Annotated in this window: 13 protein-coding genes, 3 pseudogenes and 1 riboswitch; of the genes and pseudogenes, 1 reads left to right on the top strand and 15 read right to left on the bottom strand. The window is 71.3% G+C overall.

Annotated features, from left to right (window positions below):
- Positions 1-20 precede the first annotated feature (20 nt).
- From gcvP to ACQP0N_RS16590, 3 genes and pseudogenes are all read right to left on the bottom strand, one after another.
- A pseudogene (gcvP, locus tag ACQP0N_RS16600) lies at positions 21-2842 on the bottom strand (aminomethyl-transferring glycine dehydrogenase).
- Positions 2843-2915: 73 nt separating this feature from the next.
- Positions 2916-3012: riboswitch (glycine riboswitch) on the bottom strand.
- Positions 3013-3075: 63 nt separating this feature from the next.
- Positions 3076-3921 carry an NAD-dependent protein deacetylase gene (locus ACQP0N_RS16595; protein ID WP_433111166.1) on the bottom strand — a complete coding sequence of 282 codons (846 nt, stop codon included), beginning with the start codon at positions 3919-3921 and terminating at the stop codon, positions 3076-3078.
- A gap of 44 nt (positions 3922-3965) precedes the next feature.
- Positions 3966-5019 (bottom strand): annotated as a pseudogene (locus ACQP0N_RS16590) (MerR family transcriptional regulator).
- A 102-nt stretch (positions 5020-5121) separates the two neighbouring features.
- On the opposite strand from ACQP0N_RS16590, the gene ACQP0N_RS16585 reads away from it, so the two are divergent.
- On the top strand, positions 5122-5778 hold the full coding sequence (locus ACQP0N_RS16585) for an NAD(P)-binding oxidoreductase (protein WP_433111163.1): 657 nt from the start codon (positions 5122-5124) through the stop codon (positions 5776-5778).
- Positions 5779-5828: 50 nt separating this feature from the next.
- On the opposite strand, the gene ACQP0N_RS16580 is transcribed toward ACQP0N_RS16585, so the two are convergent.
- From ACQP0N_RS16580 to ACQP0N_RS16525, 12 genes and pseudogenes are all read right to left on the bottom strand, one after another.
- Entirely contained in the window at positions 5829-6524 is a 696-nt protein-coding gene (locus ACQP0N_RS16580) for a DivIVA domain-containing protein (protein ID WP_433111160.1), read from the bottom strand.
- Positions 6521-7687: a globin domain-containing protein gene (locus tag ACQP0N_RS16575; protein ID WP_433111157.1), complete on the bottom strand. Its 1167-nt coding sequence runs from the start codon at positions 7685-7687 to the stop codon at positions 6521-6523. Before ACQP0N_RS16575 ends, ACQP0N_RS16580 begins: the two co-directional genes overlap by 4 nt.
- A 2-nt stretch (positions 7688-7689) precedes the next feature.
- Positions 7690-8088 (bottom strand): group I truncated hemoglobin, encoded by a 399-nt coding sequence (locus ACQP0N_RS16570; protein ID WP_355051043.1) that lies wholly within the window; start codon positions 8086-8088, stop codon positions 7690-7692.
- Between the two features lie 364 nt (positions 8089-8452).
- Positions 8453-9034, bottom strand: a complete 582-nt coding sequence (locus tag ACQP0N_RS16565; RefSeq protein ID WP_355051042.1) for a MerR family transcriptional regulator — start codon at positions 9032-9034, stop codon at positions 8453-8455.
- Between the two features lie 192 nt (positions 9035-9226).
- Positions 9227-9691, bottom strand: a complete 465-nt coding sequence (locus tag ACQP0N_RS16560) for a bifunctional nuclease family protein (protein WP_007460347.1) — start codon at positions 9689-9691, stop codon at positions 9227-9229.
- 181 nt (positions 9692-9872) lie between these two features.
- Positions 9873-10574: a transcriptional regulator FtsR gene (gene ftsR / locus ACQP0N_RS16555; RefSeq protein ID WP_357119452.1), complete on the bottom strand. Its 702-nt coding sequence runs from the start codon at positions 10572-10574 to the stop codon at positions 9873-9875.
- Between the two features lie 50 nt (positions 10575-10624).
- The gene (gene odhI, locus ACQP0N_RS16550) at positions 10625-11077 is read right to left on the bottom strand and encodes an oxoglutarate dehydrogenase inhibitor Odhl (RefSeq protein WP_007071101.1); all 453 of its coding nucleotides are present in this window, start codon (positions 11075-11077) and stop codon (positions 10625-10627) included.
- Positions 11078-11294: 217 nt separating this feature from the next.
- Positions 11295-11675, bottom strand: a complete 381-nt coding sequence (gene gcvH, locus ACQP0N_RS16545; RefSeq protein WP_433121660.1) for a glycine cleavage system protein GcvH — start codon at positions 11673-11675, stop codon at positions 11295-11297.
- A 58-nt stretch (positions 11676-11733) separates the two neighbouring features.
- Positions 11734-12739 (bottom strand): annotated as a pseudogene (locus tag ACQP0N_RS16540) (DUF881 domain-containing protein).
- Between the two features lie 11 nt (positions 12740-12750).
- Positions 12751-13083 (bottom strand): small basic family protein, encoded by a 333-nt coding sequence (locus ACQP0N_RS16535; RefSeq protein ID WP_355051040.1) that lies wholly within the window; start codon positions 13081-13083, stop codon positions 12751-12753.
- Complete coding sequence (locus tag ACQP0N_RS16530) at positions 13080-14012, bottom strand: DUF881 domain-containing protein (protein ID WP_433111152.1); 933 nt, start codon at positions 14010-14012, stop codon at positions 13080-13082. The genes ACQP0N_RS16535 and ACQP0N_RS16530 overlap by 4 nt, the downstream gene beginning before the upstream one ends.
- Complete coding sequence (locus ACQP0N_RS16525) at positions 14009-14641, bottom strand: CDP-alcohol phosphatidyltransferase family protein (RefSeq protein WP_396798061.1); 633 nt, start codon at positions 14639-14641, stop codon at positions 14009-14011. The genes ACQP0N_RS16530 and ACQP0N_RS16525 overlap by 4 nt, the downstream gene beginning before the upstream one ends.
- Positions 14642-14785: the final 144 nt, after the last annotated feature.

Raw genomic sequence — 14785 nt, 5'->3', positions numbered from 1 at the left:
CCGCCCCGGCGTGCCCGCCGTCAGTCCTCGAACGCCTCCGGCGACGGGCACGAGCAGACCAGGTTCCGGTCGCCGTACGCGCCGTCGATTCGCCGTACCGGCGGCCAGTACTTCCCGGCCCGGTCCACCCCGGCCGGGTACGCGCCCACCGACCGCGGGTACGGGTGCGGCCACTCGTCGCCGCTGACCATCGCCGCGGTGTGCGGCGCGTTCGCCAGTGGGTTGTCCCCCGCCGGCCACTGCCCCGAGCCGACCTGCTCGATCTCGGCGCGGATCGCGATCATCGCGTCGCAGAACCGGTCCAGCTCGGCGAGGTCCTCACTCTCGGTCGGCTCCACCATGAGCGTCCCGGCCACCGGGAACGACATCGTCGGCGCGTGGAAGCCGTAGTCGACCAGGCGCTTCGCCACGTCGTCCACGCTCACGCCGGTCGCCTTCGTCAACGGCCGCAGGTCGAGGATGCACTCGTGCGCGACCAGGCCCTTGTTGCCGGCGTACAGCACCGGGTAGTGCTCGCGCAGCCGCGCCGCCACGTAGTTCGCGGCGAGGACCGCCACGCCGGTGGCCCGGGTCAGCCCCTCGGCGCCCATCATCCGCAGGTACGCCCACGGGATCGGCAGGATCCCCGCCGACCCGTACTTCGCCGCCGAGATCGCCGGGGTGGCGTCGACGTGTGCGCCCAGGGGGTCGCCGGGCAGGAACGGCGCGAGGTGCGCGCGGACCGCCACCGGGCCGACGCCGGGGCCGCCGCCGCCGTGTGGGATGCAGAACGTCTTGTGCAGGTTGAGGTGCGACACGTCCGCGCCGAACCTGCCGGGCTTGGCGTACCCGACGAGGGCGTTGAGGTTCGCCCCGTCGACGTACACCTGACCGCCGGCGTCGTGGACCTTCGCGCACAGCGACGCGATGCCCGTCTCGTACACGCCGTGCGTCGACGGGTACGTCACCATGATCGCGGCGAGCGCGTCGCGGTGCTTGTCGATCTTCGCGTCGAGGTCGACGAGGTCGACGTTGCCGTCGTCGTCGCAGGCCACCACGACGACCCGCATGCCGGCCATCACGGCGCTGGCCGCGTTCGTGCCGTGCGCCGACGACGGGATGAGGCACACGTCGCGGTGCGCCTGGTCCCGCGACGCGTGGTAGGAGCGGATGGCCAGCAGCCCGGCCAGCTCACCCTGCGACCCGGCGTTGGGCTGCACGCTGACGGCGTCGTAGCCGGTCACCTCGGCCAGCCACGACTCCAACTGGCCGATCATCTCCCGGTACCCGGCGGTCTGGTCGTCCGGCGCGAACGGGTGGATGTGCGCGAACTCCGCCCAGCTGATCGGTTCCATCTCGGTGGTCGCGTTCAGCTTCATCGTGCACGAGCCGAGGGGGATCATCCCCCGGTCCAGGGCGTAGTCGAAGTCCGACAGCCGCCGCAGGTAGCGCAGCATCGCCGTCTCCGAGTGGTGGCTGCGGAACACGGGGTGGGTCAGGAAGTCGGTGCCGCGGGTCAGGTCGCCCGGCAGGGCCGCGTCGACGTCGCCGTCGAAGGCGGGCACGCCGAACGCCTCCCACACCTGCCGCAGGTGCGCGTCGGTGGTCGTCTCGTCGCAGGACATCCCGACCCGGTCGGCGTCGACCAGGCGCAGGTTCACGCCCCGCTCGGCGGCGGCCGCGACGACCCGCGCCGCGCCGCCGGGCACCGTCGCGGTGATGGTGTCGAAGAACGCGACGTCCGCGACGTCCACGCCGCCGGCGCGCAGCCCGGCCGCGAGCCGCGCCGCCATGGCGTGGGTACGCGCCGCGATGTCCCGCAGCCCGTCCGGGCCGTGGTAGACGGCGTACATGCCGGCCATCACCGCAAGGAGCACCTGCGCGGTGCAGATGTTGCTGGTGGCCTTCTCCCGCCGGATGTGCTGCTCGCGGGTCTGCAACGCCAGCCGGTACGCCGGGTTGCCGTCCGCGTCGCGGGACACCCCGACCAGGCGCCCCGGCAGCATCCGCTCCAGGCCCGCGCGCACCGCCAGGTAGCCGGCGTGCGGCCCACCGAAGCCCATGGGTACGCCGAACCGCTGGGTGGTGCCGGCGGCGATGTCCGCGCCGATCTCCCCGGCGCCCGCAGCAGCGTCAACGCCAACAGGTCCGCCGCGACCGTCACGAGGGCGCCGGCGGCGTGCGCCGCCTCCACCAGGGCGGTGTGGTCACGGACCGCGCCGGACGCCCCCGGGTACTGAAGGTGCAGGCCGAAGAACTCGGCCGGCAACTCGTCACGCGCGACGTCGACGACCCGCACGTCGATGCCGAGCGGCACCGCCCGGCTGGTGATCACCGCGATGGTCTGCGGCAGGGCGTCGGCGTCGACGACGTACACCCCGCTCTTGCTCTTGGACGCGCGGCGCGCGAGGGTCATGGCCTCCGCCGCGGCGGTGCCCTCGTCGAGCATGGAGGCGTTCGCGGTGGCCAGGCCGGTCAGGTCGGTGACCATGGTCTGGAAGTTCAGCAGCGCCTCGAGGCGGCCCTGGCTGATCTCCGGCTGGTACGGCGTGTACGCCGTGTACCAGGCCGGGTCCTCCAGGACGTTGCGGCGGATCACCGCCGGGGTGTGCGTGCCGTGGTAGCCCAGGCCGATCATGGACACGGCGACGGTGTTGCGGGCCGCCAGGGCCCGCAGCTCGGCGAGGGCCTCGGCCTCGGTAGCCGCGTCCGGCAGGTCGAGGGTGCCGTGCCAGCGGATCACCTCGGGGATCGCGGCGTCCATCATCTCGTCGATGGAGTCGTGCCCGACGACCTCCAACATGCGGCGCTCGTCGTCGGGGCCGGGGCCGATGTGACGGGTGGCGAACTGCTCTACGGACATCAGGGGCGCTCCCGGGCGAGGTCGACGGGTCGGCCTCCCCCTCTGTCACACCCCACCGGAGCGCTCCACAGTGCCTGCCCACGAGGTCCTTTTGCCTGAGAGGTTCCGGGGAGGATTTGCCCCTTCGGCGCCGCCCCTGCTGTCGAGGCGGTCTCTCCCACGTGGGTGGTACCGGCATGGTCAACGCTACCAGCGCCGGTGTTTCCAGCAGATGTCCTACCCCGCGGTAGCTGTCACACCGGCACCGCCGACGCGCCGGTCACCCGCTCGGCGAGCACCGGCAGCACCTCCCCCAACGGCGCGTCGACGCGCACCGTGGCGTACCCGTCACCCCGGGTCGGACCCTGGTTGACGATCGCCACCGGAATGCCCTGCTTCGCGGCCCGGATCACGAACCGGCGACCCGACATGACCGTCAACGACGACCCCAGCACCACCACCGCCCGGGCCTGCTCCACCAGCGCGAAACACCGCGCCACCCGCTGCGGCGGCACCGTCTCGCCGAAGAACACCACGTCCGGTTTCAGCATCCCCGTCCCACAGATCCCGCAGTCCACCGGCCGGAACCCCGCCACCTGCTCGTCAGGGAGATCAACATCACCGTCCGGGTTGACCGCGGCGACCCGGGCCACGAAGTCCGGGTTCGCCTCGCGCAGCCGCCGGTCCACCTCCTCGCGCGAGGTCAGGTTGCCGCAGTCCAGGCACGTCACCTCGTCCAGGCGCCCGTGCAGCTCCACCACCGGGTCGCTGCCCGCCGCGCCGTGCAACCCGTCCACGTTCTGCGTGATCACCGCGTCGACCAGACCGGCGTCCTGCAACCGCGCCACCGCCCGGTGCCCCGCGTTCGGCGTGGCCCGCGCGATCAACCGCCACCCCAGGTGACTCCGCGCCCAGTACCGCCGCCGCGCCACCGCGTCCCGGGTGAACGCCTGGAACGTCATCGGGGTGTGCCGGCGGGCCACCCCGCTGGGCCCCCGATAGTCCGGGATACCCGACTCGGTGGACAGGCCCGCCCCGCTGAGCACGACCACCTGACCGCCGGCCACCAGCGCGGCCAACTCCTGCACACTCGTCGTCACCCCTTCATGCTGCCTCAGCGCACCCCCCGATGCCGAGCACCCGCCTACGCCGCGACGACGTCGGCGACGACACAGGCGATGTTGTCGGGCGCGCCCGCGGCCCGCGCGGCGGCCATCAGCTCCCGCACCGTGCGCTCCGGGTCGGCTCCCGCGCCCACCGTCGAGGCCAGGGCGGCCCGGTCGACGACCGCCCACAGCCCGTCGGAGCACAGCAGGTACCGGTCACCGGGCAGCGCCACCCGCAACGCCAGATCGGCCTCCACCTGCCGACCGCCGCCGAGCGCGCGCACCAGCAACGCCCGCTGGGGGTGCGCGCCCGCCTCGGCAGGGTCGAGCCTGCCCTGATCCACCTGCGCCTGCACCCACGTGTGGTCCCGGGTCAACACCGACAGCTCGCCGTCGCGCAGCAGGTACGCCCGGGTGTCCCCGACGTGCGCCAACGCCAGGTGGGTGCCGCTGCGCAGCAGCGCGGTCAGCGTCGTCGCCGGCTGGTGCTCGTCGGTCGCCAGCCTCCGCACGGCCCGGTCGGCGTCGGTGACCGCGCCGGCCAACGCCGTCACCATCTCCGTCGCCGACCCGTCGGTGAGGTCCAGCGACGCGAGCGCGTCGATGGCGGCGGCGCTGGCGGCAGCGCCGCCGGGCCCCGCACACCGTCGGCGACGGCGAGCAACCGCCCGTTGGCGTACGCGGCGTCCTCGTTGCTGTCGCGGGCGATCCCGTTCTCACAGCCGGTGGCGTAACGGACACTCATCGATGACATGGTGGTGCTCCCCTCGGACAGGTCCCGCACGAGGAGGGCGGCGAGCCGCGCGCGGGCGGCGGTGTCGACCGACACCCGCCGCCAGTACGCGGTGACCATCTCGGCCGCCGCCGCCGGCTCCAGAGCACACACGGTGCGGATCTGCGCCAGCGGCATGCCGATACGACGCAGCTGAGCCACCAGCCGGGCCAGCGGCACCTGCCGCGGGTCGTAGAGCCGGTACCCGGACTCCGCGTCCACCGCCGCCGGCACCAGCACCCCACCCGGCCGTACAGGCGCAACGCCTTCGGCGTCAGACCCGCCGCCCGGGCGAACGCCCCGATCGTCAGCAACCCCACGTTGGGTTCCTCCTCGCGCCGGTCACCGTGACCGGCGCACCCCACACTGGGGGTTGCCCACAGGTCAAGGTCAAGCCCGGCGGGTGCCGGTAGGTTGGGCCCATGCGTGTCGTCATCGCCGGAGGCCACGGCAAGATCGCCCTGCTCGTGCAGCGGCACCTCACCGCGCGCGGTGACACCGCCGTCGGCCTGATCCGCAACCCCGACCACGTCGACGACCTGCGCGCCGTAGGCGCCACCCCGGTCCTCTGCGACCTGGAACACGCCGACGTCGACGAGGTCGCCGCGCACCTGCACGACGCCGACGCGGTCATCTTCGCCGCCGGCGCCGGTCCCGGCAGCGGCGCCGCCCGCAAGGACACCGTCGACCGGGCCGCCGCCGCGCTGCTCGCCGACGCCGCCACCCGCGCCGGAGTCCACCGCTACCTGCTGGTCTCCTCGATGGGAGTGGACCGGCCACCCGCCGCCGGCACCGACGACGTGTGGGCCGCCTACCTGCGCGCCAAACGCGCCGCCGAGGACGACCTGCGCGGCCGCGACCTGGCCTGGACGGTCCTGCGCCCCGGCCGCCTCACCGACGACGAACCCACCGGGCACGTCACCCTCACCCCACACGCCGGCCGGGGCGCCATCAGCCGCGCCGACGTCGCCCTCGTCCTCACCGCGCTCCTGGACGAACCCCGCACCGCCGGGACGACCCTGGAACTCGTCGACGGACCCACCCCGATCGCCGACGCGATCCACGCCGCCACCACCTGAACCTCGACCGGGGGTGGGGCCTCACACGTAAGGCCCCACCCGCCAGGTGTTCAACGCTGGTGGTGACGCGGCAACGCCGTCTGCCCCGCCGCGCCACCCACGAAAGGCGCCCCCGGCGTCTCCTTCGCGATCCGGTCCATCGTGCGCACCAACTGCTCACTGCCGTCGTCCAGGTGCCGCGCCGCCGCCTGCATGTGCGACACCATCATCTCGCCGAAGATCCGCAACGCCTCCCGGGTCGCCACCGAGTCGTCGAAGCTCGACCCGGCCGAACTGCGGTACTCCGCCACCGCACGCTCGGCCTCCTGCTTCGCCTCCTCCGCCGCCGCCCGCATGTAACTCTCGTACTGCACCCGGGCGTACTCCGCGACCCGCCGCGCGTAGTCGTGCGCCTGCGCGATGATCTGCTCGGCCTCCCGCTGCGCCGCCGACAGCAGGTTCACCTCCTTGGCCGCCGGCACCTGCGCCGCCGCCCCCGCGCTCGGGATCACCCCGTGGCGGTGCAACTCCACCCGATCGGTCAGCCGCTCGTTCTCCGCCCGCAGATGCGCGATCTGCGTCGCCAACAGATCCAACTCGTCGGCGATCTGCACCCGGAACCGGTCAACGTCCGCGTGGTCATAGCCCCGGCGCGCGAACGGCGCCGTACCGAACTCCCACCGCCGAACCCGGTCGGAGGTCATCCGCACCTGCACACCGCCGGACACCTGAATCCCGTCGTACCGGCTGATCGGGCTCGCGCTCATTGGTCACCCCCTGAACTCGACTGCTGGACCGCCGTACGCCACGCCGGGCCGTACCACTGCTTGCCCAGACCCTCGTGATGCACCTGACCCTCGTGGTAACCCGCCCGCGCCAACGTCTGCGCCGCATGCGACACCATCTCGTCGGACCCGCACACGTACACGTGCCGCGAACGCCAGTCACCATCGGCCAACGCCCGGTCCACCGCCTGCACGAACTCACCCGGCCGGTTCACGTCCGCGCCCACCACGTACGTCACCGTCAACCACGGGAACGACGACGCCATCTTGTCGATCGCGTCACTGTCGTAGAACTCGCTGCGCGACCGCGCACCCACATACAGGTCCACCCGGCGACGGGCGCCCTCCGCGGCGATCTGCTCCACCAACGCCTTCATCGGCGCCCAACCCGTGCCCGAGGTCAACAACAACAGGTCACTGGAACCCGCCGACCACAATGCCAACCGCTCCCCCACCGGCGCGGCCAGATTGACGCGGTCACCCACCGCCGAGCCGTACACCAGCCGCGACGACACCGCGCCACCCGGAGCGGCCCGCACATGCAACTCCAACGTGCCGTCCGCGCGCGGCGCGTTCGCCGGCGAGTAGTACCGCCACGACCGCACCGACGGATGCGACACCCCGATCGACTGACCCGGAGTGAACGGCAACAGGTACTGCGGACGCACCGTCAACACCGCGACGTCGAACGCCCGCCGCTCGTGGGACACGATCTCCGCCACCCACCACGGCGGGTTCACCGCCTCGGCGGCCTGCGCCGCCTCCGTCATCACCTGCGCGACCAACCCGTACGCGCCCGCCCAGTCCTGAGCCAGGTCGTCGGTCCACTGCTCGGCCAGGAAATGCTGCAACGTCGCCAGCAGCGCCTCACCGACCGCCGGGTAGTGCTCCGCGCGCACCGCGAACTTCCGGTGGTCCGCGCCGAGATCCTGCAGGAAACCCACCAGCCGATCGACCTGGTCCACATGCGACACGATGTGCCCCAACGCGGTGACAAGGCGATCCCGCTGCCCCGCCATGTTCGTCGGGAACATCTGCCGCGTCTCGGGATGGGCCAGGAACAACGTCGAATAGAAGTAGAGCGGCACCTCGTCGCCGTGCGCGGCGACGAGGGACCAACTCTGCTTGAGTCGGGCCGCGTCCACGCTCAGACGCCCGGACGCTCTCCGGTGGACACCACCTGGTCCTGCACCTGCCCCAGCACCACGCGCACGTGGTCCAGGACGTCGGCCGGCACACCCAACTCCGTCAGCGTCGTGATCAGGTGCACGCCCACCTTCGCGTAGTGCTCCGCCGGGATGCCCAGCGGCTGGTGCGCCTCGGCCAAACCGCGACCCGCGTACTCGTTCGGGCCGCCCAACACCACCGCCAACATCAACGCCAGGTGCCGACGCTGCGTCGCCATGTCCACAGTGGCGAAATAGCCCGCCAGCTCGGGATCGGCGAGGACCTTGTCGTAGAACAGTTCGACGGCCGCCTTCACCGAACTCGCGCCGCCGATGCGGTCGTAGTGCGAGGCGGCAGCGGTCTCTTCCGTAACCGTCACGGTCGTTCCTTCCGGGGGTGAAAGGTCGCGCGCGCTGACGCGCAGGGGCTACGGCCACCGACGCGACACCCGCGTGCCACGGGGCACCACGGCGGGGACCGTGACGGACCATAGCGTGCCCGCGACCTCCGGTCAGGGCCCCCCTATCCGATTCCCGACAACTGGTGGACACACACCGTCACCACCGTCCACCCGAGATTCGACCCACCGCAACCGGAGCACCACAGAAAGTGTCCACCATGGATTCATCGACCGGGGAACGGCCACCCGACGTCGACCGTCCTGACCCACAGTCACCGGACGGGCGTGTCCAAAAAAGTCACCCACACCAACGGACCGCGCACCGACAGACGCGCAGCGCTACTCAACCCGCGCGCCGCCGCGCCCGCCGCGCCGCCAACTCGTCGCCCACCGGATCCGACGAGGACCCCACCACCGGCTCCGCCGGGCCGCTCGCCGCCGGCTCCGCCGGCAGATGCGACAACGACCCCTGGATCTCCTTGAAGGCCCCACCGATCGCGATCCCGAACACGCCCTGCCCACCCTGCAACAGGTCGACCACCTCCTCCGGGGACCGGCACTCGTACACCGTCGTCCCGTCAGAGATCAGCGTGATACCCGCGAGATCCTCCACACCACGCGACCGCAGCGCCTCAATCGCCTTACGGATGTTCTGCAGGGACACCCCCGCGTCCAACAACCGCTTCACGACCTTCAACACCACCAGATCGCGGAACGAGTACAACCGCTGGGTCCCCGAACCCGACGCGTCCCGGACGCTCGGCACCACCAACGTCGTCCGAGCCCAGTAATCCAACTGCCGATAACTGATGCCCACCGCGTGGCACGCCGTCACACCTCGGTAGCCCACCGAGCCGTCACCCTCAGGCGTCACACCCGGCTCGTTCACCTGTGTACCCGGATCGGGATCCTGCGGCTCGTGCATGCGGACAACCTCCCCGTCAGTGCGGCGACGCATCGTTTCCTGCGACGCGCACCCCTCGACACGGCAACCCTAACGCCACCTTCAGGGGTTACCGCGGAGGAACCGGCACGACACGCCGCGCAGCCAACGAGAAAGATCACCAACCACGCGCCGGGGTCACCCACCGTGACACCAGCCGGGGACCCGAACCGCTCAGCCCGCGAAGTCCTCCGGACGCACCTGCTCCAGGAACTCGCGGAACTTCTCCACCTCATCCTCCTGCTCGTCAGGGATAACGATCCCCGCCTCGCTGAGGACCTGCTCGGCACAACGAATCGGCGCACCAACCCGCAACGCCAACGCGATCGAATCGCTCGGACGCGCCGAAACCCGCACCCCGTCACCGATCAACAGGTCGGCGTAGAACACGTTCTCCTTGAGCTCGGTGATCTCCACCGCCTGCAACGGCGCCTGCAACGCCGCCAACACATCCCGCAGAAGATCATGCGTCAACGGGCGGGCCGGCTTGACCCCCTGCTGCTCATAAGCGATAGCCGTGGCCTCGACCGCACCGATCCAGATCGGCAGATAGCGGTCGCCCTCGACCTCCCTGAGCAGGACGATCGGCTGGTTGCTGGGCAGCTCCACCCGAACTCCGACCACGCTCAGCTCGCGCACCGCCGCCTCCGTGTCGTCGTCAACCTACGCACCGCGCCCTTCCCTGCACGGTACACGGACCGCAACACGGCCGTCCCATGCGCTGCAGCACCACGTCCGCGCCAGAAAGGGGTTACCCCGGCAAGCCTACGGCACGCTTCGGAGAAGAGATCTTTCCGCTCCGCCGCACCTGCCGGGCACCTCACCGACCCAACGTCGACCGCAACCCCACCCGCACCAACGCCGCGTGCAACTGCTCCGACAACGCCACCAACTCCCGCGCCGTCTCCGCCGCCCGCGCCCGCGCCGCCGGGTCACTCTGGCGCGCCAACGGCGCCACCAACTGCGCGAACAACCCGACCTCACGATCGGCCGCAGTCCGATAACCCCGCAGATGCCGCGGCTCCAACCCGTACGCCGCCAGACCCGCCACCGCCGACGCGATGATCAACGCATCCGCGTCGTACCACCCCGGCGGATCCGACACCAGCACACCGAGCCGCTCCAACTCCACAAGCGTCGACTCGTCGACCCCACTGCGGGCCACCAACTCAGCCCGGCCGAGCCGCACCTGCGACGACTCGGCCGGCTCCGCCGACTCCCGACCCGGCACCGCACCATCAGGTCCCACCGCCACCAACGCCGGCCGCGACCGCTCCGGCTGCTCACCGGACGAATCCCACTCGGCCAACTGCTCACGGATCACCCGCAACGGCAGGTACCTGTCCCGCTGCGCGGTCAACACGAACCGCAACCGCGCCACATCGTCCCAGCTGTACTTCCGGTAACCCGACGCCGTCCGCTGCGGCTCAACCAGCCCCTCGGCCTCGAGGAACCGCAACTTCGAAATCGTGGTGTCCGGGAAATCCACCCGCAACTGACCCAGCACCTCACCGATGCTCATCAGCGGCTGGGACCGGGCCGCCCCGGGTGGCGTGGAGGCCGCAGGCTCGTTCACCCCCGGCCGGCCTCCTCCTCCGGGCGCGGACCGGCGATGAACACCACCCGGAACTTACCGATCTGAACCTCGTCACCATTGCTCAACGTGGCCGCCTCGACCCGCTCACGATTCACGTACGTGCCATTGAGGCTACCCACGTCCCGCACCGTGAACGTCCCACCATCACGGTGGAACTCCGCGTGCCGACGCGACACCGTCACGTCATCGAGGAAGATGTCACTGTCCGGATGCCGGCCACTGGTCGTCACGTCGTGGTCCAACAGGAACCGGGCACCCGCATTCGGGCCGCGACGAACCACCAGCAGCGCCATACCCGGCGGCAACGAACCGGACATCCGGCTCGGCACCACATCGGTGTCCGGCCCCTCCAGCACTTCGTCGAGCGAGCCGAGATTGAGCGTCGAAGTGACGTCGAGCGGGGGGAACTCGTCGTCTGGGCGCGTCATGGGACCACCTCACGGATCTGTTCGGTCGGCGTCGGGTAATGGCGGGTCTGGCCGCCGGGCACTCCAACACCCGGCGGCTGGCTCCCCGTGCCCGGGAAGGCAATTCCACAACGCACAACTAATGGGTTCTTCTCGGTCGACTGGGCGAGCCTAGCCAGCGCCGAAATGCAGGGCAACCGGACGCGCGCAGACATCCCGCACGCCGGATCAAGCACACTCAGCCTTCGGTGATCTTCTGATACGCGCCCGCCGTGAGCAACCCGTCGGTCGCCGTCGGATCAGCCGGCGTGATCTCCACCAACCAACCCTCACCGTACGGATCCGTGTTGATCAGCTCAGGAGTGTCACCCAGCGCCTCGTTCCGCGCGGCCACCGTACCCGCGACCGGCGCGTAGATCTCCGACACGCTCTTGGTCGACTCGATCTCACCCAACGAGTCACCGGCCGCCACGACCGCACCCGCCTCCGGCAACTGCACGTACACGATGTCACCCAGCGCGTCCTGCGCGAAGTGCGTGATGCCGACCCGGATCGAACCGGTGCCGTCACCCGCCACCCACTCATGCTCGGCGGTGTATCGCAGATCCTCGGGAATCACCAGACGCGTCCTCATCCATCGTGCCCCGGACCACCCGGGCCCGGCGCGGCCGCGCCGGTCAGGAGACCGGACGGGCGTGTTTCCTACTTGGTCGGCACGTGCAGCGCCGAAACCTCGGCAACCTCACGCTCCCCAAACGTCACGTTACCGCCGTCACCCCGGACCGACGCCACCACCCCACCAGGAATGTTCAACGCCGTACGCATCGTCGCCGGATCACCGATCACCGTGATCGTGTAGGGCCCCGTCAACCGGCGCCCCTCCACCATCAACGACCCGTTCTCCCCATCCAGGAAGTACGTCGACGCGATCACCCGCACCGTCGCCCGGTCACCACCGGAGATCTGCATCGCCTCCGCGCCCGCGCCCCGCAACTCCTGCACCGCGTCCAACACCCGGTTCGCCGTGATCGGCTTCACCCCGCTGGAGAACTGCACCGTCAACCCCGGGCCCACCGCCGGCAACGTACCCGCCAGAATCCCCAGCTCGTCCGCCCGACGCGTCGCCTCGTCCAACGCCGCCTGCCGACCCTGCTCACCCGAGGCCAACTGCCGCTGACTGTCCTCCAACGCCCGGATGTCCTGCTGCAGCCGACTCTCCCGCGCGTCCAGGTCCGACAGGATCCGCACCAGGTCCTCCTGACGCGTCGCCCCCAACGTCGGATCCGTCGACGTCGTCTTCAACTGCACCACCAGCGTGAAGCCCAGCAACGCCAACAACACCGCGATCATCACCCCGGCCGCGCTCCACCGCGACCGACCGGTCACCGCGGGCGCGGCCGGCAGCACCTCGGGCACGTCCGGCTCGTCCGACGACACCGCCGGCTCCCCCGCCCGCGACACCGCGCGCAGGTCCACCGTCGCCCCATCATCGGCCGGCTGCGGCTCCGGCTCCGCGTCGTCCGGCTCCGGCTCCGACACCGGCTCGCGCGGCGCCAACGGACTCAACTCGTCCGGATCCGGCGCGTCCGGCCGCGGATCCGGCTCACCCGCCGGCCCGCCGGGCCGCCCCGGCACCGCCGGCTGCGGCCAGCCCGTCCCCGTCTCATCCTGCTCGTCGCTCATCGCTGTCAAACCTACGCCCGGAACAGGTGCCGGCGGATCGCCGCCACATTTCCGAAGATCCGCACACCGAGCACGACCACCACACCGGTAGACAACTGCCCACCCACGCCCAACTGGTCACCCAGATACACGATCAGGCCCGCCACCAACACGTTCGAGATGAACGACACCACGAACTGCTTGTCGTCGAAGATGCGGTCCAACTTCGCCCGCACCCCACCGAACACCGCGTCCAACGCGGCCACCACCGCGATCGGCAGGTACGGCTGCAACGCCGACGGCACCGTGGGATCAAGCCACACCCCGAGCACCACACCGGCGAGCAACGCCAGCACCGCGATCATCCGCCACCTCCGGAAGGACTAGCGGTCCCCGGCGAACCCGACGACCCAGGACTGCCAGACCGGCCACCCGCCCCCGAAGGGCTCGGACTGACCGACGGCTTGGCGTAGCGTAGCTGCGGCTCCGGAGCCGCCGGCAGGGTGAGGTCCTCCGCCTCCCGCACACCGAACGACAACCCGGTCTTCTGCGCGACCTCCCGCATCAGCGCCGCGTTCCGACTGTCCTCGAACTTGCGCCGCATCGACCCCGGACCCGTCGCCGACACCTCGTACGGCCCCGTCACCGGCCGGAAATCCACCAGGATCGCCTCACCCGCCGAACGGATCGTCGACGTCGACGTCAACCGCTGGCCGTTGATCGCGATCGCCTCCGCGCCGGCGCTCCACAACGCGTTCGCCACACCCTGCAGATCGCTGTACAGCACCCGCGGCGGCCCCGCGCCCGCACCGGTCACCGCGTCCGCGTTCCCCGGAGCGTCCGCCAGGCGCACCACCACACCGTCACCCCGCACCCGACCCAGCCCGGTGCTCGCCTCCAGATCCCGCAGACGCGCCGCGGCCGAACCGCTCAACGCCGCGTCCCGCTGCCGGCTGACCTCCTCACGCAACTGGTCCGCGCGCGCCGACAACCGGTCGGTCTGGCTCTCCCGCTCCTTGATCTGCGCCACCAGCCCCGAACGCGCCTGGGCGCGCCCCGGCTCGTCCGCCATCGTCTGGCGGTACGCCACCGCGAACAGGAAACCCAGCACCACCACCACGACCAGGCCGACCGACCGCGCCGCCCAGCCCCGGGACGCGTCCGCAGACGATCCCCGCCGGCGCGCGGCGGCCGCGTCCGCGTACCCCGGGTCCAGCGGGTTGCGGAACAACTCGGTGAGGAAGTCCGGCGCGTACACCCGATCCGGGCGGGGCCGCGGCGGCGTCGCGCTCACGCGGCCGCTCCCCGGTCACGCGCCCCACGCACCAACCGCGACGCCTGCACCACGTACATCGCGCCGGCCACCCAGTAGAGCACCAGCCCCCACCAGGCCAACCCCCAGCCGATCGCGGCCGTGGCCGTCGCCGCCGCGCTCCACTCGGTGGCCAGCAGCAGCACCGGGAACGCCGCGAGCAGCAGGAACGTGGCGGTCTTGCCCACGTAGTGCACCGGCGGCGGCCCGTACCCGAAGCGGCGCAGCACCGCCAGCGAACCGAGCAGCAGCAGCTCCCGGGCCAGCAGCGCCGCCGTGAACTGCCACGGCACCACCTCGCGGGCGGTGAAGGCCAGCAGCGTGGCGAGGATGTAGAGCCGGTCGGCGAGTGGGTCGAGCAGCTCACCGAGCCGGCTCACCTGCCGCAGTCGACGGGCGATCCAACCGTCGACCCAGTCGGTGGTGCCGCCGATGGCCAGCACCACGACCGCCGCGACGTCCGCCCGGGCCACCAGGAAGAGATAGAGGAACAGGGGTACGCCCAGCAGCCGCCCGAAGCTGATCAGGTTGGGCAGGGTGAGCACCTGGTCGCCGGGCGCCTGCTCGCCGGTGTCCCGCGGGTGCTCTGCCTGAGCCGGCCGACGCGACACCGAACCTCCTTCACGGCACGCCCCGACGCCAGGCCGAGATCGGGCGCGGCGGAGGTCGTACGCGCTGTCGGGCCGGCAACCACCGGCTCCCCTGCGGCCCCGGGACGGGACCTCTGCCCTGATACGGCCCGCGATCTCCGAGAT

Origin of the sequence: Micromonospora sp. CA-246542 (genome assembly GCF_050942905.1) — a bacterium.
Classification (GTDB): Bacteria; Actinomycetota; Actinomycetes; order Mycobacteriales; family Micromonosporaceae; genus Micromonospora.
This window is presented reverse-complemented; position numbering and strand designations above follow the sequence as displayed.